This window comes from Bradyrhizobium sp. CCBAU 11430 (assembly GCF_028128855.1).
Classification (GTDB): domain Bacteria; phylum Pseudomonadota; class Alphaproteobacteria; order Rhizobiales; family Xanthobacteraceae; genus Bradyrhizobium; species Bradyrhizobium ottawaense.
In genome coordinates this window covers 35,514-56,169 of the sequence record NZ_LBJV01000070.1, presented here as the reverse complement: position 1 = coordinate 56,169, position 20,656 = coordinate 35,514, and the positions used below count along the sequence as shown (strand labels likewise).

Annotated in this window: 23 protein-coding genes; 16 read left to right on the top strand and 7 right to left on the bottom strand. The window is 65.1% G+C overall.

Annotated elements, in window-relative coordinates:
• Window positions 1–146: 146 nt before the first annotated feature.
• The gene (locus tag XI04_RS30025) at window positions 147–1,124 is read right to left on the bottom strand and encodes a LysR family transcriptional regulator (protein ID WP_028144069.1); all 978 of its coding nucleotides are present in this window, start codon (window positions 1,122–1,124) and stop codon (window positions 147–149) included.
• Between the two features lie 118 nt (window positions 1,125–1,242).
• Between XI04_RS30025 and XI04_RS30020 the strand changes: the two genes are divergently transcribed.
• The 11 genes from XI04_RS30020 (at window position 1,243) to XI04_RS29970 (ending at window position 13,589) form a co-directional block, all read left to right on the top strand.
• Entirely contained in the window at window positions 1,243–2,280 is a 1,038-nt protein-coding gene (locus XI04_RS30020; RefSeq protein ID WP_028144068.1) for a class 1 fructose-bisphosphatase, read from the top strand.
• Window positions 2,281–2,292: 12 nt separating this feature from the next.
• Window positions 2,293–3,168, top strand: a complete 876-nt coding sequence (locus XI04_RS30015; protein ID WP_018321765.1) for a phosphoribulokinase — start codon at window positions 2,293–2,295, stop codon at window positions 3,166–3,168.
• A 16-nt stretch (window positions 3,169–3,184) separates the two neighbouring features.
• Window positions 3,185–5,203 (top strand): transketolase, encoded by a 2,019-nt coding sequence (gene tkt, locus XI04_RS30010; RefSeq protein WP_028144067.1) that lies wholly within the window; start codon window positions 3,185–3,187, stop codon window positions 5,201–5,203.
• 12 nt (window positions 5,204–5,215) lie between these two features.
• Entirely contained in the window at window positions 5,216–6,301 is a 1,086-nt protein-coding gene (fba, locus tag XI04_RS30005; protein WP_028144066.1) for a class II fructose-bisphosphate aldolase, read from the top strand.
• Window positions 6,302–6,339: 38 nt separating this feature from the next.
• Window positions 6,340–7,800, top strand: coding sequence for a form I ribulose bisphosphate carboxylase large subunit (locus XI04_RS30000; RefSeq protein WP_028144065.1), 1,461 nt, complete (start codon window positions 6,340–6,342; stop codon window positions 7,798–7,800).
• 11 nt (window positions 7,801–7,811) lie between these two features.
• A complete protein-coding gene (locus XI04_RS29995; RefSeq protein WP_028144064.1) occupies window positions 7,812–8,219 on the top strand; it encodes a ribulose bisphosphate carboxylase small subunit in 408 nt (135 codons plus the stop codon).
• A gap of 99 nt (window positions 8,220–8,318) precedes the next feature.
• Entirely contained in the window at window positions 8,319–9,251 is a 933-nt protein-coding gene (gene cbbX / locus XI04_RS29990; protein WP_097668741.1) for a CbbX protein, read from the top strand.
• Window positions 9,248–9,985, top strand: coding sequence for a ribulose-phosphate 3-epimerase (gene rpe / locus XI04_RS29985; RefSeq protein ID WP_038972651.1), 738 nt, complete (start codon window positions 9,248–9,250; stop codon window positions 9,983–9,985). Before cbbX ends, rpe begins: the two co-directional genes overlap by 4 nt.
• A 210-nt stretch (window positions 9,986–10,195) precedes the next feature.
• Entirely contained in the window at window positions 10,196–11,347 is a 1,152-nt protein-coding gene (locus XI04_RS29980; RefSeq protein WP_271623874.1) for an FIST signal transduction protein, read from the top strand.
• Between the two features lie 2 nt (window positions 11,348–11,349).
• Window positions 11,350–13,221 carry a putative bifunctional diguanylate cyclase/phosphodiesterase gene (locus XI04_RS29975; RefSeq protein ID WP_240536467.1) on the top strand — a complete coding sequence of 624 codons (1,872 nt, stop codon included), beginning with the start codon at window positions 11,350–11,352 and terminating at the stop codon, window positions 13,219–13,221.
• A 155-nt stretch (window positions 13,222–13,376) separates the two neighbouring features.
• Window positions 13,377–13,589 carry a hypothetical protein gene (locus XI04_RS29970; protein ID WP_038951145.1) on the top strand — a complete coding sequence of 71 codons (213 nt, stop codon included), beginning with the start codon at window positions 13,377–13,379 and terminating at the stop codon, window positions 13,587–13,589.
• A gap of 20 nt (window positions 13,590–13,609) precedes the next feature.
• Here XI04_RS29970 and XI04_RS29965 read toward each other — a convergent pair whose 3' ends face one another.
• Window positions 13,610–14,446 (bottom strand): universal stress protein, encoded by an 837-nt coding sequence (locus XI04_RS29965; RefSeq protein WP_028144058.1) that lies wholly within the window; start codon window positions 14,444–14,446, stop codon window positions 13,610–13,612.
• Between the two features lie 207 nt (window positions 14,447–14,653).
• Between XI04_RS29965 and XI04_RS29960 the strand changes: the two genes are divergently transcribed.
• Both XI04_RS29960 and XI04_RS29955 read left to right on the top strand, forming a co-directional pair.
• Window positions 14,654–16,186 (top strand): Do family serine endopeptidase, encoded by a 1,533-nt coding sequence (locus tag XI04_RS29960; protein WP_212476655.1) that lies wholly within the window; start codon window positions 14,654–14,656, stop codon window positions 16,184–16,186.
• 275 nt (window positions 16,187–16,461) lie between these two features.
• A complete protein-coding gene (locus XI04_RS29955; protein ID WP_028144056.1) occupies window positions 16,462–16,824 on the top strand; it encodes a hypothetical protein in 363 nt (120 codons plus the stop codon).
• Between the two features lie 12 nt (window positions 16,825–16,836).
• Here the strand turns inward: XI04_RS29955 and XI04_RS29950 are convergent, their stop codons facing one another.
• Both XI04_RS29950 and XI04_RS29945 read right to left on the bottom strand, forming a co-directional pair.
• Window positions 16,837–17,151 (bottom strand): DUF6496 domain-containing protein, encoded by a 315-nt coding sequence (locus XI04_RS29950; RefSeq protein WP_271608965.1) that lies wholly within the window; start codon window positions 17,149–17,151, stop codon window positions 16,837–16,839.
• A gap of 79 nt (window positions 17,152–17,230) precedes the next feature.
• Window positions 17,231–17,425 carry a DUF3072 domain-containing protein gene (locus tag XI04_RS29945; RefSeq protein ID WP_018321749.1) on the bottom strand — a complete coding sequence of 65 codons (195 nt, stop codon included), beginning with the start codon at window positions 17,423–17,425 and terminating at the stop codon, window positions 17,231–17,233.
• A gap of 115 nt (window positions 17,426–17,540) precedes the next feature.
• Here XI04_RS29945 and XI04_RS29940 point away from each other — a divergent pair, with 115 nt between their 5' ends.
• The gene (locus XI04_RS29940) at window positions 17,541–17,762 is read left to right on the top strand and encodes a hypothetical protein (RefSeq protein ID WP_028144053.1); all 222 of its coding nucleotides are present in this window, start codon (window positions 17,541–17,543) and stop codon (window positions 17,760–17,762) included.
• A gap of 19 nt (window positions 17,763–17,781) precedes the next feature.
• On the top strand, window positions 17,782–17,988 hold the full coding sequence (locus XI04_RS29935; protein WP_028144052.1) for a hypothetical protein: 207 nt from the start codon (window positions 17,782–17,784) through the stop codon (window positions 17,986–17,988).
• Between the two features lie 106 nt (window positions 17,989–18,094).
• Here XI04_RS29935 and XI04_RS29930 read toward each other — a convergent pair whose 3' ends face one another.
• The gene (locus XI04_RS29930) at window positions 18,095–18,343 is read right to left on the bottom strand and encodes a hypothetical protein (RefSeq protein WP_028144051.1); all 249 of its coding nucleotides are present in this window, start codon (window positions 18,341–18,343) and stop codon (window positions 18,095–18,097) included.
• A gap of 95 nt (window positions 18,344–18,438) precedes the next feature.
• Window positions 18,439–18,696 (bottom strand): hypothetical protein, encoded by a 258-nt coding sequence (locus XI04_RS29925; RefSeq protein ID WP_028144050.1) that lies wholly within the window; start codon window positions 18,694–18,696, stop codon window positions 18,439–18,441.
• Window positions 18,697–18,838: 142 nt separating this feature from the next.
• Here XI04_RS29925 and XI04_RS29920 point away from each other — a divergent pair, with 142 nt between their 5' ends.
• Entirely contained in the window at window positions 18,839–19,060 is a 222-nt protein-coding gene (locus XI04_RS29920; RefSeq protein ID WP_028144049.1) for a hypothetical protein, read from the top strand.
• Between the two features lie 97 nt (window positions 19,061–19,157).
• Here the strand turns inward: XI04_RS29920 and XI04_RS29915 are convergent, their stop codons facing one another.
• Window positions 19,158–20,645 carry an HWE histidine kinase domain-containing protein gene (locus XI04_RS29915; protein ID WP_028144048.1) on the bottom strand — a complete coding sequence of 496 codons (1,488 nt, stop codon included), beginning with the start codon at window positions 20,643–20,645 and terminating at the stop codon, window positions 19,158–19,160.
• Window positions 20,646–20,656: the final 11 nt, after the last annotated feature.

Here is a 20,656-nt window from a genome sequence, read left to right as displayed (position 1 = left end):
ACGGGCCGACCGAAATCTCCCTCACGTCGGCCGGGGCAAGCGATGATCACGTTCAACCGCATCTTCACGACGGAGCGTCTGCTCCAGATCATCGTGATTCTGGCGGCGACGGTTGCCATGAAGCTGATGAGCTGAGCGCGGGCGGATCATCGTCCGCCGAACTCGGGCACGTCGGGCAGGTAGTTCGACCCTTCCGAGCCCAGAAAATCGAACATCGCCTGCGCCGGCGGCAGCAGCACCTTGTCGCTGCGGCGGATCACGTACCATTGCCGCACGATCGGCAGGCCCGCGACGTCGAGCACGATGAGTCGGCCCTCGGTCAGCTCATGCGCCACGGTGTGGGCCGAGATGAAGGCGATGCCGAGCCCGGCGATCACGGCCTGCTTGATGGTCTCGTTGCTGCTCATCTCCATGCCGATGATCGGCTCGAGGTCGGACTTCTGGAACATGCCCTCCATCAGCGTCCGCGTGCCCGAGCCGGGCTCGCGAGTGAGGAAGGTCTCGTGGACGAGGTCGGTCAGGTTGAGGCCGGAATCGTTCTCCAGCCAGTGCCCCTTGCGCGCGACGATGATGTGCGGATTGCGCCCGAGCTGGCGGACGTCGACCGTGACGTCGGCCGGTGGCCGACCCATCACCGCGAAATCGAGGTCATAGCCGTGCATGGCCTCGCGGATCTCCTCGCGGTTGCCGATGGTGAGCTTGATCTCGATCTTGGGGTACCGCTTGGAGAACGCCGCGATCGCGTGCGGCACGAAATATTTCGCGGTCGAGACCGCGCCGAGATGCACGGTGCCGCCGGTCCGCCCGGCGAGCAGGTCGAGCGCGCCCTGGCAGTCCATGATGGCGGCCTCGACCCGCTCGGCCAGCGTCAAGACCTCCTTGCCCGCCTCCGTCAGCAGCATGCCGTCGCCGGTCCGCTGCACCAGCGGCAGGCCGGCGAGATCCTGAAGCTGCCGGAGTTGCTGGGTCACGGCCGGCTGGGTCAGCCCGAGATGCCCGGACGCCGCCGTCACGCTGCCTTTGGCCGAGAGCGCCGCAAGCGAGCGCAGCTGCCGGATCGTCAGATGCCGGAGCTGGGCCGCCGCATGGCTGGGGCCATTATAAGAAAATTCTTTGACACTCATTATGAATAGAAATTTTCCTTATTAAGCCGCCCCTGTCAATCTCCTGATGCCGGGACCGACCGTACCGACCTCCAGAGGGGAGGGAACTGGATACGGCGCCGGCAAAGGGGATGCGCAGATGACCGGGCAATTGAGGCTGGACGACCACCTTCAACGGTATTCGGAGACCGCACCTCATGCGCTCGCCGTGGCGGCCGCGGTCGATGCCATCGCGGCAGCGGCCATTGAGATCGCTGACCTGATCGCCACCGGAGATCTCGCGGACGCCTCCGGCCTGACCACCGGCCGCAACAGCGACGGCGACGTCCAGCGCGATCTCGACGTGCAGGCGGACGCGATCCTGCGCCGCTGCCTCAGCAAGCTGCCGGTCGCCGCGCTCGCCTCGGAAGAAATGCGCGAGGCCCAGATCGGCGATCGTGGGGCGAAGATCTGCATCGCGATCGATCCGCTCGACGGCTCCTCCAACATCGACATCAACATGACGGTCGGCACGATCTTCTCGATCCTGCCCGCCCCCGATGATCTCTCGCTTGCCTTCCATCAGCGCGGCTCGGCGCAGCTCGCGGCGGGCTTCGTCACCTACGGGCCGCAGACCTCGCTGGTGCTGACGCTCGGCGAAGGCGTCGACATCTTCACGCTCGATCGCAAGGCGGGTTGCTTCCGCCTCGCGCGCAGCGGCGCGCAGATTGCCGAGGCCTGCGAGGAGTTCGCGATCAACGCGTCGAATCGCCGGCACTGGGATTCGCCGGTGCGTGCCTTCGTCGACGAGTGCCTCGCCGGCGTCGACGGGCCAGCCAACCACGATTTCAACATGCGCTGGGTCGGCTCGCTGGTCGCCGAAGCCTATCGCATCCTCACCCGTGGCGGCATCTTCCTCTATCCCTCGGACGCGCGTGCCGGCTATGGCGACGGCCGCCTGCGTCTGACTTACGAAGCGCATCCGATGGCCATGATCATCGAGCAGGCCGGCGGCTCCGCCACGACGGGGCGCGAGCGCATCCTCGATCTCTCGGCGCAGAGCCTGCACCAGCGCGTGCCGCTGATCATGGGCTCGAGCAACGAGGTGCGCCGCGTCGAGGAACTGCATTGCGATCCGCTGCTGGTTGCCAGTGTCTCAGCGCCGCTGTTCGCGCGGCGCGGATTCTTCCGGCTGTAAGGAGGGCGTCCGATGTCCAGGAAGCATCCCATCATCTCCATCACCGGCTCCTCCGGCGCCGGCACCACCTCGGTCAAGAAGACGTTCGAGCAGATATTTTTCCGCGAGAAGGTCAACGCGGCCTACATCGAGGGTGACGCCTTCCATCGCTACGACCGCGCCGAGATGCGCGCGCAGATGGCGAAGGAGGCCGATCGCGGCAACAAGCATTTCAGCCATTTCAGCCCCGAGACCAACTTGTTCGAGGAGCTGGAGCGTGCGTTTCGCGACTATGGCGAGACCGGCACCGCGACGACGCGGCATTACGTGCATGACGCCGAGGAGTCCGCGCTGCATGGCGCGGCGCCCGGCACCTTCACCGACTGGAAGCGGCTGCCGGAGAATTCGGACCTGTTGTTCTACGAGGGCCTGCATGGCGCCGTCGTCACCGACAAGGTCAATGTCGCGCGCTATGCCGACCTCAAGATCGGCGTCGTGCCGGTCATCAATCTCGAATGGATCCAGAAGCTGCACCGCGACCGCAGTGCGCGGGGTTATTCGACCGAGGCCGTCACCGACACCATCCTGCGGCGGATGCCCGACTACATCCACTACATCTGCCCGCAATTCACCGAGACCGACATCAACTTCCAGCGCGTGCCGACGGTGGACACCTCCAATCCGTTCATCGCGCGCTGGATCCCGACGCCGGACGAGTCGATGGTGGTGATTCGCTTCAAGAACCCGCGCGGCATCGACTTCCCCTATCTGCTCTCGATGTTGCCGCAGAGCTGGATGTCCCGCGCGAACTCGATCGTGTGCCCCGGCGCAAAGCTCGATCTCGCGATGCAGCTGATCCTGACGCCGCTGATCATGCAGCTGATCGAGCGCAAGCGCAGCTTGAAGTGAACGAGGAGAGAATCCAATGAACATCTCGGTTCATGCCGAAGCCGACCTCACGGCGGTCACGCACAACGATCTCGCCAATGCCGTCCGCTTCCTCGCGGTCGACGCCATCGAGACCTCGCAGTCGGGTCATCCCGGCCTGCCCATGGGCATGGCCGATGTCGCAACCGTGCTGTTCTCGCGCTTCCTGAAATTCGACTCGGCGCATCCCAACTGGCCGGACCGCGACCGCTTCGTGCTGTCGGCGGGCCATGGCTCGATGCTGCTCTATGCGTTGCTGCATCTGACCGGCGGCGACGTCAGCCTCGACGACATCAAGGCATTCCGGCAATGGGGCTCGAAGACGCCGGGCCATCCGGAATATGGTCACACGCCGGGCGTCGAGATGACGACGGGGCCACTGGGGCAGGGGATCGCAACCGCGGTCGGCATGGCGCTCGCCGAGCGGATGGCCAACGCGCGACATGGCGACGGCCTCGTCGATCATTTCACCTATGTGATCGCGGGTGACGGCTGCCTGATGGAGGGCCTCAGCCAGGAAGCGCTCTCGCTCGCCGGGCATCTCGGGCTTGGCCGCCTGATCGTGCTGTTCGACGACAACGGGATCTCGATCGACGGGCCCACCTCGCTGGCGACGTCCGACGACCAGCTCGCGCGTTTCGCCGCCTCCGGCTGGTCGGTGCGCAGCATCGACGGCCACGATCCCGAAGCGATTGCGCAGGCGATCGCAGAGGAGCGGGAGACCGCCAAACCGTCGCTGATCGCCTGCCGCACCGTCATCGGCTACGGCGCGCCTGATCGGCAGGGCACGGAGAAAGCCCATGGAGCGCCGCTCGGGACCGAGCAGACCGCGGCCGCGCGCCGGACGCTGGGTTGGGATTATCAGCCCTTCGTGGTGCCTGTCACGGTCCAGAAAGCGTGGCGGATGATCGGGCAACGCGGCCAGGTCGATCGGCTCGCCTGGCTCGATCGCTATGAATGCGCGACGGCCGAGCAGCGCGACATGTTCGTCGAAGGCAAGGCGGTTGCCCTGCCGGCCGCCTACGCGCTGGCCGCGGCGAAGTTGCGCGAACGCTTTGCGTCCGAGCGTCCGAAGCTCGCGACGCGGCAGGCCTCGCAACAGGTGCTCGACGGCATCGCCGGGACGATTGCCGGCCTGGTCGGCGGCTCCGCTGACCTGACGCATTCGAACCTCACGCACGCCAAGCTGCAAGTCCCCGTCAAGCGCGGGACGTTCGCCGGCGACTACATCCACTACGGCATTCGCGAGCACGGCATGGCCGCCGCGATGAACGGCCTCGCTCTGCATGGCGGCTTCATCCCGTACGGTGGCACGTTCCTCGCGTTCTCCGATTATAGCCGGCCCGCGATCCGCCTTGCGGCCCTGATGCGGCTGCGCGTCATCCATGTGATGACCCACGATTCCATCGGCCTCGGCGAGGACGGCCCGACGCACCAGCCTGTCGAGCATCTTGCCGCGCTGCGGGTGATCCCGAACCTGCTGGTGTTCCGTCCCGCCGACGCGGTGGAGACGCTGGAAGCCTGGGATTGCGCACTCAATTCCGAAGACCGCCCCTCCGTGCTGTGCCTGTCGCGGCAGGCGTTGCCGACCTTCCGTAGCGATGCGCGCGGCAGAAACCGCGTCGCACACGGCGCCTATCTCGTCGTCTCGCCGGACGGCGGACGCGACGTGACGCTGATCGCAACCGGTTCGGAAGTGTCGATTGCACTGGAAGCCGCCCGCCTGCTTGCGACCGAGCACATTCGTGCGGCCGTGGTGTCCGCGCCTTGCTTCGCCCTGTTTGAGGAGCAGCCGAACGACTACCGCGCCACCGTGCTCGGTACCGCGCCGCGTGTCGGAATCGAGGCTGCCGTGCAGGGCGATTGGGCGCGCTGGCTCGGCGCTGAGGGCGAATTCGTCGGCATGCGCGGCTTCGGCGCCTCGGCGCCGGCGCCGGTGCTGTACCGCGAATTCGGCATCACACCGCAAAGCATTGCGGAAGCCGCCCGCCGGGCGGTCGCTCGCAAGCGACAATAAGGAGGACTTCTCGTGGCCCGTATCACACTTCGCCAACTGCTCGACCACGCGGCCAGCCATGGCTATGCGGTGCCGGCGTTCAACATCAACAATATGGAGCAGGGCATCGCGATCATGCAGGCGGCGGCCGAGGTCGACGCGCCCGTGATCATCCAGGCCTCGCGCGGCGCGCGCAGCTACGCCGGCGATCTCATGCTCTCGCACATGATCGACGCGCTGGAGCGGACCTATCCGGACATCCCGCTTTGCATGCACCAGGACCACGGCAATGACGAAGCGACCTGCGCGTCCGCCATCGCCCATGGCTTCACCTCCGTCATGATGGACGGCTCGCTCAAGGCCGACGCCAAGACGGCGGCCGATTACGATTACAACGTCGCGATCACCCGCCGCGTCGTCGATCTCGCCCACTGGGTCGGCGCCTCCGTCGAAGGCGAGCTCGGCGTGCTCGGCTCGCTCGAGCACGGCGGTGGCGAGCAGGAGGATGGCCACGGCGTCGAGGGTACGGTCAGCCACGACCAGCTCCTGACCGATCCCGACCAGGCGGTCGACTTCGTTCGTGCCACCAAGGTCGATGCGCTCGCCATCGCGATGGGCACCTCGCACGGCGCCTACAAGTTCAGCCGCAAGCCGGATGGCGACATCCTGGCGATGCGCGTGGTCGAGGAGATCCATCGCCGCTTGCCTAACACGCATCTGGTGATGCACGGCTCCTCGTCGGTGCCGCAGCCGCTGCAGGACATGTTCAACCAGTTCGGCGGCGAGATGCCGCAGACCTGGGGCGTGCCGGTCGAGGAGATCGTCCGCGGCATCAAGAGCGGCGTGCGCAAGGTCAATATCGACACCGACTGCCGCCTCGCGATGACGGCCGTGTTCCGCAAGGTCGCCGCGCAAACGCGTTCCGAGTTCGACCCGCGCAAATTCCTCAAACCGGCGATGGACGCGATGCGCGAGCTCTGTCGCGACCGTTTCGAGCAGTTCGGGACCGCGGGCCATGCCAGCAAGATCAAGGTCATTCCCTTGAGCGAGATGGCGCGGCGCTATCGCGCCGGCGAGCTCGATCCGCGCGTCGATGCCCGCGAGCCCGTTGCGGCCTAGTCAATCGGAAACAACAGAGAAAACAGCAGGAGAGAGACATGAACGCACATACCGGCACGGTCCGCGGCAAAGAGCGCTATCGCTCGGGCGTCATGGAATACAAGCGCATGGGCTATTGGGAGCCCGACTACACGCCAAAGGACACCGACGTCATCGCGCTGTTTCGCGTCACGCCCCAGGAAGGCGTTGACCCGATCGAAGCGTCCGCGGCCGTCGCCGGTGAATCTTCGACCGCGACCTGGACCGTGGTGTGGACCGATCGCCTGACCGCGGCGGAGAAATATCGCGCAAAATGCTACCGCGTCGATCCGGTGCCGGGCACGCCGGGCTCGTATTTTGCCTACATCGCCTATGACCTCGACCTGTTCGAGCCGGGTTCGATCGCGAACCTCTCGGCCTCGATCATCGGCAACGTGTTCGGCTTCAAGCCGCTCAAGGCGCTGCGGCTGGAAGACATGCGTTTCCCTGTCGCCTATGTGAAGACCTTCCAGGGACCGGCGACCGGCATCGTGGTCGAGCGCGAGCGGCTCGACAAGTTCGGCCGGCCGCTGCTGGGCGCGACCGTGAAGCCGAAGCTCGGGCTTTCAGGCCGCAACTACGGCCGCGTGGTCTACGAGGCGCTGAAGGGCGGCCTCGACTTCACCAAGGACGACGAGAACATCAACTCGCAGCCCTTCATGCACTGGCGCGACCGTTTCCTCTACTGCATGGAGGCCGTGAACCGCGCACAGGCGGCCTCCGGCGAAGTGAAGGGCACCTACCTGAACATCACCGCCGGCACGATGGAGGACATGTACGAGCGCGCCGAGTTCGCCAAGGAGCTCGGGTCGTGCATCGTCATGATCGACCTCGTGATCGGCTACACCGCGATCCAGTCGATGGCCAAATGGGCGCGGCGCAACGACATGATCCTGCATCTGCACCGCGCCGGTCACTCGACCTATACGCGGCAGAAGAGCCATGGCGTGTCGTTCCGCGTCATCGCCAAATGGATGCGGCTCGCGGGTGTCGATCACATCCATGCCGGCACGGTGGTCGGCAAGCTGGAAGGCGACCCCAACACCACGCGCGGCTATTACGACGTCTGCCGCGAGGACTTCAACCCGACCAAGCTCGAGCATGGCCTGTTCTTCGACCAGAACTGGGCGAGCCTGAACAAGATGATGCCGGTCGCCTCCGGCGGCATCCATGCCGGCCAGATGCATCAGCTGCTCGACCTGCTCGGCGAAGACGTCGTGTTGCAGTTCGGCGGCGGCACCATCGGCCATCCCATGGGCATTGCGGCCGGTGCGATCGCCAACCGCGTGGCGCTGGAAGCGATGATCCTCGCCCGTAACGAGGGGCGCGACTACGTCCACGAAGGTCCGGAGATCCTGGCCAGGGCGGCCGAGACCTGCACGCCGCTGAAGGCTGCGCTCGAGGTCTGGAAGGACGTGACGTTCAACTATCAATCCACCGACACGCCGGACTTCGTGCCGACCGCGCTCGAAACCGTTTGAGGAGACGCAGCATGAAACTCACTCAGGGTTGCTTTTCGTTCCTGCCGGATCTCACCGACGATCAGATCTATAAGCAGGTGCAATATTGCCTCGGCAACGGCTGGGCGGTGAATATCGAATTCACCGACGATCCTCATCCCCGCAACACCTATTGGGAGATGTGGGGCCTGCCGATGTTCGACCTCCAGGACGCCGCCGGCGTGATGATGGAGCTCGCGGAGTGCCGCAGGGTGTATGGCAACAAGTACATCCGCATCAGCGGCTTCGATTCAAGCCATGGCTGGGAATCGGTGCGGATCTCCTTCCTCGTCAATAGGCCTCCGCATGAGGCGGAGTTCGAGCTGGTGCGGCAGGAAGTCGGCGGCCGCGCGATCCGTTACACCACCGTGCGCCGGCCGGCCGCGCACGCGCCAACGTAAGCCATCCGCTTCCGCGCGGAGCTCTCCCTGCTCCGCATCCTTGGCGGACCACTGCTTCGCCGCTCCCCCGCGGCGAAGCTCCTTTTCTTCGAGGTAACGATGCTGGATGTTCCCCACGCAACGACGACTGAGCCCGGCGAGACCCAATTCGATCTCCGCAAGGAAGCGGAAGCGGCCGGGATCACCGACACGCTGCAGCAGCTCGAGCAGGAGCTGATCGGATTGAAGCCGGTGAAGAACCGCGTGCGCCAGATCGCCTCTCTGCTGCTGATCGAACGCATCCGGCAGCGCGCGGGCCTGGCATCGGCTCCGCCGACGCTGCACATGTCGTTCACCGGCAATCCCGGCACCGGCAAGACGACCGTCGCGCTGCGCATGGCCAAGATCCTGCACGGGCTCGGCTTCGTGCGGCGGGGGCAGGTGATCTCGGTGACGCGCGACGATCTCGTCGGGCAATATATCGGCCACACTGCGCCGAAGACCAAGGAGATCCTGAAGAAGGCGATGGGCGGCGTGCTGTTCATCGACGAAGCCTATTATCTGCATCGCCCCGACAACGAACGCGACTACGGTCAGGAGGCCATCGAGATCCTGCTCCAGGTGATGGAGAACCAGCGCGAAGACCTCGTCGTGATCCTCGCCGGCTATGGCGAGCGCATGACGAGCTTTTTCGCGTCCAACCCCGGCTTCCGCTCGCGCATCGCCCATCACATCGAATTCCCTGATTATGCCGAAGCCGAGCTGCTCGTCATTGCCGAGCTGATGCTGAAGGAGCGGGGCTATCGCTTCTCGGCTGCGGCCCGCGAGGCGTTCGAGAAATACATCGCGCTGCGCCGGACCCAGCCGTTCTTCTCCAATGGGCGTTCGATCCGCAACGCCGTCGACCGCATCCGCTTGCGCCAGGCCGATCGCCTGGTGTCCGACCTCGACCGTATGCTCGATGTCGACGATCTCGAAACCATCGATCCCATGGACGTCCTGGCGAGCCGTGTCTTCAGCGGCGGCGCCGATGCGCGGAGTGCAAAGCCATGACCAGAGAGATCATCATCGCTCCCTCGATCCTGGCCGCGGATTTCGCGCACCTCGGCGAGGAGATCGCCGCAATCGACACGGCCGGCGCCGACTGGATCCATTGCGACGTCATGGACGGACACTTCGTGCCGAACATCAGCTTCGGTGCCGATGTCATCAAGGCGATCCGCCCGACGACGAAGAAGATATTCGACGTGCATCTCATGATCGCGCCTGTCGATCCTTATCTCGAAGCGTTCGCGAAGGCCGGGGCTGACGTCATCACGATTCATGCCGAAGCCGGCGCCCATCTCGACCGCTCGCTGCAGGCGATCCGTGCGCTCGGCAAGAAGGCCGGTGTCAGCCTGTGTCCCGCGACTCCCGAGAGCGCGATCGCCTATGTGCTCGACCGCATCGATCTCGTGCTGGTGATGACGGTCAATCCGGGATTCGGCGGCCAGTCCTTCCTCGAATCCCAGCTCGAGAAGATCGAACGGATCAAAGCCATGATCGGCGACCGGCCGATCCGGCTCGAGGTTGACGGCGGTGTCACGCGCGACAATGCCGCTGCCGTGGCGGCAGCGGGCGCTGATACGCTGGTGGCGGGCTCCGCGGTGTTTCGCGGCAAGAGCGTTGCCGAATATGCCGCGAATATCCAGGCCATCCGCGTCGCCGCCGAGACGGGCCGGGTTCCAAAGCGGCAAGATAATGCCGTGCAGCCGATGCGCCTCGGCGAAGGCGCGCGCACCCGGTAGATTACGGGCGGTCTCACTTAGGTGATTACGCCGACGTGTCGATCGCTTGGAGGGAACCGAAATTTTCCCGCAGTCCTACGGAGAATCCGGCGCGAGTCGGCATTAGCTTTCATGCCGGGGTAACCAACGGTGTCGAAGTAGACGCGTGATTAACGGCGACGCAATGCGCCGCTCCACAATCTGTGGTTCAAGGACTGCAGAGAGCGTGGGATGCACATTCAATATCGTCACTGGAATGCTGCCCATGGTTGGCGCGGAGCGGATGCCCTGCGCGAGCCGCCCCAGCTCGTGCTCTATTTCGGCAGCCGCGAGCAACTGGTGGACGGCAAACGTTATCGCGAGCTGCGCGGTCTTTATCCCGAGAGCCATATCGTCGGCTGCAGCACCGGCGGCCAGATCCACGGCGACGACATCTGCGATGACGAAGTCATCGCGGTCGCCTTGCGCTTCGCCCATACGCAAGTGCGGTTGGTGCAGGAGGTCGTCGAGACCCGCGATGCGTCGCGGGCCTGCGGTGCGCGCCTTGCCCGCCAGGCGCTGGCGGCCGATCTGGCGGGTCTGTTTGTCCTGTCCGACGGATTGGCGGTGAACGGCGGCGAACTGCTTGCCGGAATCACCGAGGTTCTGGGGCCGGATTTGCCGGTCACCGGCGGGCTCGCCGGCGACGGCACCCGATTTGAACAGACGATCGTCGGAGCCGACGCCGAGCCGTCGCCGAACCGCGTTGCCGCAATCGCATTCTACGGCGCCTCGTTCCGCTTCGCGCATGGCTGTGCCGGCGGCTGGGACGTGTTCGGCCCGCGTCGCAAGGTGACGAAGTCGGAAGGATCCGTGGTCGTGGAACTCGACGGCGAGCCGCCGCTCGACCTCTACACCCGCTATCTCGGGGAGGAAGAAGCCGAGGCGATGCCGGGTTCGGGTCTGGCATTCCCCTTGCGCATTCACGATGAGGCCGAGCCGGACCGGCAGATCGTGCGCTCGGTGTTCGCGGTGGATCGCAATGCCCGCACCCTGACATTCGCCGCCGACATTCCGGAAGGATGCACCGCGCAATTGATGCGCGCCAATTTCGACAGTCTTGCCGCCGGCGCTGGCGAGGCCGGCCGGCAGGCGCGCAGTGCACTTGCGGAGGGCGTTGACGGCGACAAGCTTGCCATCCTGGTGAGCTGTACCGGCCGCCGCAGGGTGATGGGGCAGCACACGCAGGACGAGCTGGATGCCGTTGCCGCCGAGCTCGGCGAGGACGTCGTCCGGATCGGGTTCTACTCCTATGGCGAGATCGCTCCGCCGGCCGCGTCCGGCCGCTGCGAGCTGCACAACCAGACCATGACCGTCACCGTCATCGCGGAGGCGGCAGCTTGACCATGCACCGGCTGCTCGCAAGACAGATCCGCCAGTCGACGGACGAGTCCGGACAGGTCGACCTGACCAAGCTCTGCGAGCTCGTCGGTGCGGCCTACGAGGAGGGCGATCGCGATCGCCGCCGCACCGACCGTGCAATGAAGCTGATGATCGAGGAACTCGAACAGACGCACAAGCGCGCCGAACAGGATCTGCTGCGGGCGCGCGAATTCCTCGACAGCATCATCGAGAGCATCCCGATCGCGGTGTTTGCCAAGGATGCGAAGGATTCCCGCTACGTCCTGCTCAATCGCGCCGGCGAAGAGTATTACGGAATGCCGCGCGAGGCGATGCTGGGCAAGACTCCGCAGCAGATCTTTCCGGACCATATCGCCCGCGTCGTCAACGAGCAGGATCGCCGCGTCGTCGACAGCGGCGCGCCGATGTTCCTGGAGGGGCATCTGCTCGAGGTCGGCGTGAAGGGCCGCGATCGTCTCGTCAATTCGCGCAAGCTGCTGGTCAGGGACGGCAGCGGCGCGCCGCAATACCTGGTCGGCGTGATCGAGGACGTCACCGAGAGGATCACCAACGAGGCGCGGATCAGCCATCTTGCGCATCATGATGCGTTGACCGACCTGCCGAACCGCAGCGCCTTCAACGCCGTGCTCGGCGAACGGCTGGAGCGGGCGCAGGAGGCGGCGACCAGTTTTGCCGTGCTCAGCCTCGATCTCGACCGCTTCAAGGAAGTCAACGACGTGTTCGGCCACCCCGTCGGCGATCTGCTGATGCGGGCGGCGGCGGACCGGCTTGCCGAGGAAGCCGACGGCGCCTTCGTCGCCCGTATCGGCGGCGACGAATTCATGATCCTGATGCCCGACGACATCAGCCGCGATGACGTTCTGGCGCTCGCCGAACGCCTGGTCGAGACCATCGGCCAGGAGCTGGAGGTCGACGACTATCTCTCCCATGTCGGCCTCAGCGTCGGCATCGCGTTTTATCCGGACGACGGCGTGAATGCCGCCACGCTGCTCGCCAACGCCGACTCGGCGCTCTACCGTGCCAAGCGCGAGGGCAGGGGCCGGGTGCGCTTCTTCGAATCCGAGATGGACCAGGAGCTGCGCGACCGCAGGCTGTTGCAGCACGACCTGCGACTGGCGCTGGAGCAGAACCAGTTCCTGGTCTACTTCCAGCCGCAGGCGCGGGTGGATGGCGAGGTCATCGGCTTCGAGGCTCTGCTGCGCTGGAACCATCCGACCCGCGGCTTCGTGCCGCCGGACCAGTTCATTCCGCTCGCCGAGGAGAACGGGCTGATCGTCCAGATCGGCGAATGGGTCTTGCGCGAAGCGTGCCGCGAGGCGGCTTCCTGGCCGCGGCCGCTGCAGGTGGCCGTCAACCTGTCGCCGATCCAGTTCCAGGCCGGCGATCTCGAACGTTCGATCCACCAGATCCTGCTGGAGACGGGGCTGACGCCGACGCGGCTCGAGGTCGAGATCACCGAGGGCGTGCTGATCGGCGATTTCACCCGCGCGCTCAATCTGCTGCGGCGGCTGAAGGCGCTCGGCATCCGCATCGCGATGGACGATTTCGGCACCGGCTATTCCTCGCTGTCCTATCTCCAGTCGTTCCCGTTCGACAAGATCAAGATCGATCGCAGCTTCATCTCCAATCTCGAGGCGACGCCGCAATCGGCCGAGATCGTCCGCGCGGTCCTGAGTCTCGCGCACGCCCTGCGTATCCCGGTCATTGCCGAGGGGGTGGAGACGGAAGCGCAGCGTGCCTTCCTGGCGCGGGAGGCCTGCGAGGAGATGCAGGGCTATCTGGTCGGTCGGCCCGCCCTGATCGAGCGCTATCTTGACCTGGTCGGCGTGACCGTGGAGCGCCGGCTCTACGCCTAGCCTTCGGGTCCAAGGCGCGGTTCATTTGGAACTTTGGCCCGGACATATATTTCCTAGCAGCGAGCCGAGGCTAGGCGCAGCAAATCTTTTGCACAACCGCCATCGGCCTGACGCAAATCGGGGCAATAAGCCCAGTGAATGCGAGGGAGGGTCTCATGGAGAACGTACGTCGCTACCGGGCGCTGGCGTCCCTCTGTCGTCAGCAGGCGGCCTACCGGCCGCTTCAGAACTGGGAACTCCTCGGCCAGGCCGAACATTTCGAATATCTCGCCGAGGTCGAGCTCAAGGCGCATTTCGACGCGTGCAATGTGCAGCACGACGAGGGCGACGCCGTACCCGCGACGTGGGAGACCCCGGTCGCGGCGTGATGGCGCCGGGCCGGCCCGGCTCAATGCGACATCAGCGTCGGGACCGTCATGGCCTGCAGCATGGCGCGGGTGACGCCGCCGAGAACGCGCTCCTGCAACCGCGAATGGCCGTAGCCGCCCATCACCAGGAGATCGAGGCCCTCGTCGGCCGCCAGCGACAGGATGGTCGGCTGGATGTCGGCGCGCGTCGCCGACAGGCCGACCGTGCGGGTCGACAGTCCGCGCCGGCCGAGATGTCTTGCCAGACCGTTCGCTGAAGCTTCGTCGGAGACCGCATCGGCCTCGTTGATGGTGATGATCACGATCTCATCGGCGCGCGCCAGGAACGGTGCGGCATCGTGCACGGCGCGGGCCGCGAGGCGGCTGCCGTCCCAGCAGATGCCGATCCGGTTCGCCTTGAAAGCTCCATGGAAGGTGTAGGGCAGGAACAGCACCGGGCCGCCGGCCTGGAACAGGATCTCGCGCGGCACGTCGTTGTCGAACGAGCCCTGCGCCGGATCTGGCTGAAGCACGACGCTGAGGTCGTGCAACCGTGCCATCTCGCCGAGCGAGCCGGCCGCGTCTACCGGGATCGCGCCGAGCGCGCGGCAGCCGTAGGAGATGCCGGCGTTCGCCGCTTCGATGCCAAACACCGCCAGCGCGGCCTCGGCCCGCTCTACCGCGCGCTCGCGTTCCAGTTCGAACACGGCCGCGACCGCAGCGCCGCCCTCCATCACGTAAGCCGCACTGGTCGCGACATAGCCGATCGCGACTGCGTCGAGATGGGCGTTGAACCGCGCCGCGAGCGAAATCGAGCCTTCGATCGCGCAGCGCATGGGGCGTTCGGTGGGGATGTGGACGAGAATGTCTTTGTACATGGCGCGCCTCCGATGAACATCATCCAATGGTCGCATTTTTTCACTGCCCGAAGGACCCGCGTTGAGCTGCATCAAATGCGCAGGGGACGACTTTCCCGGGGCCCGCGCATTCTTTGCGAAGATTTAATCGGATGGACGGGACGTCGTAAGGTGACGATGGCCATGTTGGAGGCAAGGCGACACCTTATCCAACATGGACATTTCGACATGAACGATCGCGTCAATTCCGACACCACGTCCCGCAAGATCCTGAGGCCGCGCCGGCTTGCGCTGCTCGGCACCGTGGCCGCACTCGGCGTGGCCGTGCTGGCGGCTGCTCCCGGCTCTTCGCCGTTCGGTCCGAGCTCCTTCATTACCCCGGCCCAGGCCGCCGAATCCGCCGCGACGCCGCCGGGCTTTGGTGACCTCGTCAGTAAGGTCAAACCCGCCGTCATCTCGGTGCGGGTCAAGATCGACCAGGACAACGACAAGAGCGCGATGCTGCAGCAGAACCGGATGGATCAGGACGAGGACACCCCGTTCGACCAGTTCTCGCGGCAGTTCGGCTTCCGTGGCCCGGGCGGCATGAACGGCATGCCGCGCCAGCGCCATCAGATGATCACGGGCGAAGGCTCCGGCTTCTTCATCTCCGCCGACGGCTATGCCGTGACCAACAACCACGTCGTCGACCACGCCGAGTCGGTGCAGGTGACCATGGATGACGGCACGAGCTACACCGCCAAGGTCGTCGGCACCGATCCGAAGACCGATCTCGCGCTCATCAAGGTCGACGGCAAGAAGGACTTCCCGTTCGTCAAATTCTCCGACCAGAAGCCGCGCATCGGCGACTGGGTGGTCGCGGTCGGCAACCCCTTCGGCCTCGGCGGCACCGTGACTGCCGGCATCGTCTCGGCCAGTGGCCGCGACATCGGCAACGGTCCCTATGACGACTTCATCCAGATCGATGCGCCCATCAACAAGGGCAATTCCGGCGGCCCGGCCTTCGACATGAGCGGCAACGTGATCGGCGTGAACACTGCGATCTTCTCGCCCTCCGGCGGCTCGGTCGGCATCGGCTTCGACATTCCGGCCTCGACCGCAAAGCTCGTCGTCGCGCAGCTGAAGGACAAGGGCGCGGTGACCCGTGGCTGGCTCGGCGTGCAAGTGCAGCCGGTCACCGCCGAGATTGCCGACAGCCTCGGACTGAAGGAGGCGCGCGGTGCGATCGTCGACAATCCGCAGGATGGCAGCCCGGCGGCCAAGGCCGGCATCGAGGCGGGCGATGTCATCACCGCCGTCAACGGCACCGCGATTAAGGACTCCCGCGACCTCGCCCGCACGATCGCGACTCTTGCGCCTGGCAGCTCAGTGAAGCTCGACGTCTTCCACAAAGGCGACAGCAAAACGGTGACGCTCGCGCTCGGCGAACTGCCGAACGAACGGCAGGCCAAGGCCGATGTTGGCAAGGACCAGCCGGGCTCCGGCACGCCGCGCCTCGGTCTTGCTTTGGCTCCGGCCGGTGACGTCCAGGGCGCTGGCCAGAAGGGCGTTGTCGTCACCGAAGTCGATCCGCAAGGGCCGGCGGCGCAGCGCGGCATCCAGACCGGCGACGTCATCCTCAACGTCGGCGGCAAGGCCGTCGCCAATGTCGGCGATGTCCGTTCCGAGCTGGCGCAGGCCAAATCGTCCGGCAAGCGCAGCGTGCTGTTGCAGGTCAGAAGCGCGCAGGCGACCCGCTTCGTCGCGGTACCACTCGCCTGAGGCGAACGCCGATCGGCATGGATCAAGAAAGGCGGCCCTCGCGGCCGCCTTTTTCGTTCGCCTTCAGGACTCCCGGGAGGCGATCGATAACATTCTCGTTAACGGCAGCGACGATGACGCGGTTCGTCCGAAAAAGCCGTGTTCGCTCATCAAAGTTCCGACTCGTGCGGGTCGCCGGCGGTAACGATGCCGCCGGGACCAGTTGCAAGCGTGGAACTTCGAACTTGCCGCCGGTTTCCGGAACTGGCCGCTGTTCGCATTTGATCGGTGCCGACATGGATCGATTGAAGCTCTCGCTGAGGAGGGCGCTACTCGTGGCGCCATTCGTGCTCTGGGGCGGAAACGCTCTCGGGCGGGACGACGGCCGCTACGCGGACTCACCCCTGAAGCCATGGTTCGACAGCCTGCGCAGCCACCTTGGTCCGTGCTGTTCGGATGCGGATGGTTTTGCCGTCGCCGATCCCGACTGGGAGTCGCATAACGGGCATTATCGCGTGCGTCTCGACGGCGAGTGGATCGAGGTGCCGGACGAAGCCGTCATCACCGAGCCGAACCGGGCCGGCCGCACCATGGTGTGGCCGGTGAAGACCGCGTTCGGCGTTTCGATCCGCTGCTTCATGCCGGGCAGCATGATCTGACGCAGGCCAACGTCAACGCTTGCTGGATTTGCGCTTCGACGATTTCTTGGTTGTCCTCTTCTTGGTCGTCCTCTTCTTGGAGGTCTTCTTGGAGGTCTTCTTGGACGTCTTCTTGGAGGTCTTCTTGGCGGCCTTCTTCGGGACCTTCTTGCCCTTCTTGCGTGCCTTCGACAGTCCGATCGCGATCGCCTGCTTGCGACTCTTCACACGTCCGCCACGGCCTTTGCGACCGCTCTTGGCGGTGCCCTTCTTGTAGCGGCGCATCTCGCTCTCGACATCGCTGCCGGCGCTGCGCGAGTAGCTGCGCTTCTTTGCCTTGCGTGCCATGCATGTTCTCCCTTGGCCGGGGAGAACCATTCGACACGGGCATGGTTCCGAAGGACGCGGACAGTGTTCCAGGCGCAGCCTAGAAGGAATTCGCCAGCTCGATCTCGGCTTCCAGCACCTGGATACGACGTGCGGCCTCGCTGAAGGACAGATCGCGCGCATATTGCGCGGGCTGATACGCTTCTTCGCTTAGCCGTTTCAACCTCAGCCCCTGCGTCCGTGTCATCTGCTCGGCGAGGAAAACCCTGGCGTCGTATTTGCCCTGAACCTGCATGTCGCTTCTCCGTCCTGAAATCGTGACTTGACTATATGTTCTTATTTTGTTCTAACAAGCCATGGACAACAGAATTAATGAAATTCGACGTAAAATCAGCGCCTTGAGGGTTGAGATGGCCGGCGTCGAGGCCTCCGTGCGGTATCTCATCAACGGCGACCGCGATTGCGTCCAGCAAGCCCTGGCGCAGATGGATTTGCGCCGGAAGGTCAATTTGCTGATCGGCGAATGGAAGGCTGCTGGCGGCGGCGATGTCCTGCCTGACGTTCGCGACCGGGTGCGCCTTCGTCTCGTGAAGACAGCCGTCGGTCCCGAGCGCGCGAGCACGCGGCGCTGACACCTTTTGGGGGGGCGCCGTGGAGGAGGACCCGGACACTTACCGGATCTTGAGGTTGCGCGCCGAGATTCTCGAATTGGGCTCGGCCATCCGGCAATTGCAGCGTGCGGGGCTCGACGATGCTGCGGCCCAACTTCTGATCGGACGCAAGCGGGCGCAGCTCGAGCAACTCGTGAAGACGAATGCTGCGAGCCGCCCGCTCAACTCTGAAACGCGTCGCCCGTAACGAGCTGACGCCGGCGCTCGACGATGTGGCGCTCGATTGCCGATCCCGCATCAAGAAAAAAAGCCCCGCGTCGCCGCGGGGCTTTTGATGTCATGTCGGCCTGAGCTCACTTGGTATTGCTCATGCCCTTGCTGCTCTTGTTCGTCATGGTGCCGCCCTGGTCCGAGCCGGGACCGGAGCCGCCCTGGCCGGAAGGATCCGCGCCCTTCGAGGCCTTGGTGTTGGCGCCCGTGGTCTGCGAGGACGACATCGATGATCCGTGTTTGGCCTTGTGCGACTTGGCCTGTGCGGCGAGCGGCGCGGCGGCGAGGCCGGTGGCCAAAATTGCGGTGAGAACGAGTTTTGCCGTTGTCATGCGGGGAACTCCCTGAGTTAAATTGACGCAGGCAGCCAACCGCCATTTGCCGAAGGAGTTCCCGACAAACGCATCTGCCGGGCCGCACGCACGCTTCAAGATTGCTTGTCCTCTGCGAGGATGAACACGACGCCGGTGAGTGTCGCGCCGATCGCGAACGTCGTCACCAATGTCAGGGCGAAGATGATTGCGGCCTGGCTTCCGCCGTGATCGAGCAGCTTGGCGACGGCGGGATTGGACAGGATCAGCGTGAGGCTGAAGGCGAGGCCGAGGGCTGCGCCCATCATCGCATGCGTCATCAGCTTGATGAGGCCGGTGGGAGAGATCAGGTCCGACGACTTTTTTGCGCGCATGGGAACCGCATCCCGAACTGACATGCAAACGCGGGCCATATTCGCCGGTTCCAAACGCATGAAGGAATTGTCATCACCGGCTTCATCCGACGTTCATGCCGGGCCTGCGAGGATGAGCGTCAGCAAAACGGGAACATTCGATATGGGTAAGGTTGTCTTTCTTTACCGCTCGCTGGCCTATCGCAACGCGGCTGCGGACATGCTGCGCAAGGCCCGCAAACTGCCGCGCGGTGCGGAGCGAAGTGCGGCCCGCCGCTACGCGAGGGCGCTACGCGACCTCGCTCAGACGGAAGCCTGGCTCGAAGGACGCCTCGCCGAGGAAGCGCGGCCGCCGCGGCAAACCAGGATGGCGGCGTCGGGCTAAAGCATGATCCGGAAAAGTGCGCAGCGGTTTTCCGAAAAGATCATGCTCAAACAACAAACCAAAGCGCGATGACGCTTCATCCTGATCGCATCGCGCTTTAGCCCGAGGCGCGTTGCAATTCGGCTGAGCTGGGGGCGTCGAATTTTCCGGGGGCGGCCGTCGCCGTCTTGCGTGTCAGCGGCACCTTGAGGCGGCACAACAGTCCTTCGGCTCGCCAATCGAATTGCGCCTGTCCACCGAGCTGGGACTCGACGCTCGCAAGCAGGCTCCGCGTGCCGAAGCCGCGCGATTTCGGCGTCATGACGAGCGGACCGCCGGATTCCTCCCAGCTCAGCGTCAGCAGCTGGTCCTCGACCTGCCAGCCGATCGTGAGCCGTCCCGACCTGGTCGAGAGTGCGCCATACTTGGCCGAGTTGGTGAAGAGCTCGTGCAGCGCGAGCGCCAGCGTCTGGGCCGTCGCCGGCAGCAACTGGACCTCCGGACCCGCCAATATGATCTGGCCGCCGAGCGAGTAGGGCGCAAGCTCCTCGTCGATCAGCTTGGAGAGCTCCGCGCCCTGCCAGCTCGACAGCGACAGGATGGTGTGCACGCGCGCCAGCGCATTGATGCGTCCTTCGACGGCGCTGACATAGGCCTTGACCTCGTCGGCGCGGGTGAGGCGGACGATCGACTGCGCCAGCGCCAGCGCATTCTTGGCGCGGTGATCGACTTCCCGCGCCAGCAAATTCTGCCGTTCCTCGGCTCGCTTGCGTTCGGTGATGTCCACGGTGACACCGCTCACGCGCACGACGCGACCGCTGTCGTCGACCGTCGCGGCCGCCGTGCCGACGCACCAGCGCACCTCGCCGTCGGGCCGCACAATGCGGAACTCGGTCTCATAGGCACGCGTGCCCTTGTTGAATTCGGCGATCGCCTTGCGCAACTGATCGACGTCGTCGGGATGCAACAGCGCCTGGACGTTGGCCGGATTGACCTCGAAGCTCTCCGGGCCGACGCCAAAGATGCGATATTGTCCCTCGTCCCACATCCAGTCGCCGCTGATCCAGTCCCAATCCCAGGAACCCATCTTGCCGGCGGCGATGGCCATGCTGCGCCGCTGCTCGCTTTCGCGCAGCTTCGCGGTGGAGTTCTCCAGTTCCGCCGTGCGTGCGCGGACGCGATCCTCGAGCTCCTGATTCAGCCGTTCCAGCTCGCGGGTCTTGCGGTAGAGCTCGGCAAACACCTTGATCTTGGCCCGCAGCACCTCCGGCACGACCGGGACCGGCACGTAGTCGACCGCACCCATCTCGTAGCCGCGCAGCCGGTCGATGTCGCTGACCTGGATGGCGGAGATGAAGATCATCGCGGTCTTCTGGAAGCGCGGATGCTCGCGGATCATCGCGGCAAGCTCGAAGCCGTCGAGCTCGGGCATGCAGACGTCGACCAGGATCACCGCGATCTCGGTCTTGAGCAGCACCTCCAGCGCCTCGCGTCCGGACGAAGCGACCACGAGGTTCTCGCCGAGTTCCTTCAGGATCACCTCATAGGCGAGCAGCTTGGCCGGCTGGTCGTCGACGAGGAGGATGTTGACCTTTTCGTGGTCCATTCGCGGATCCA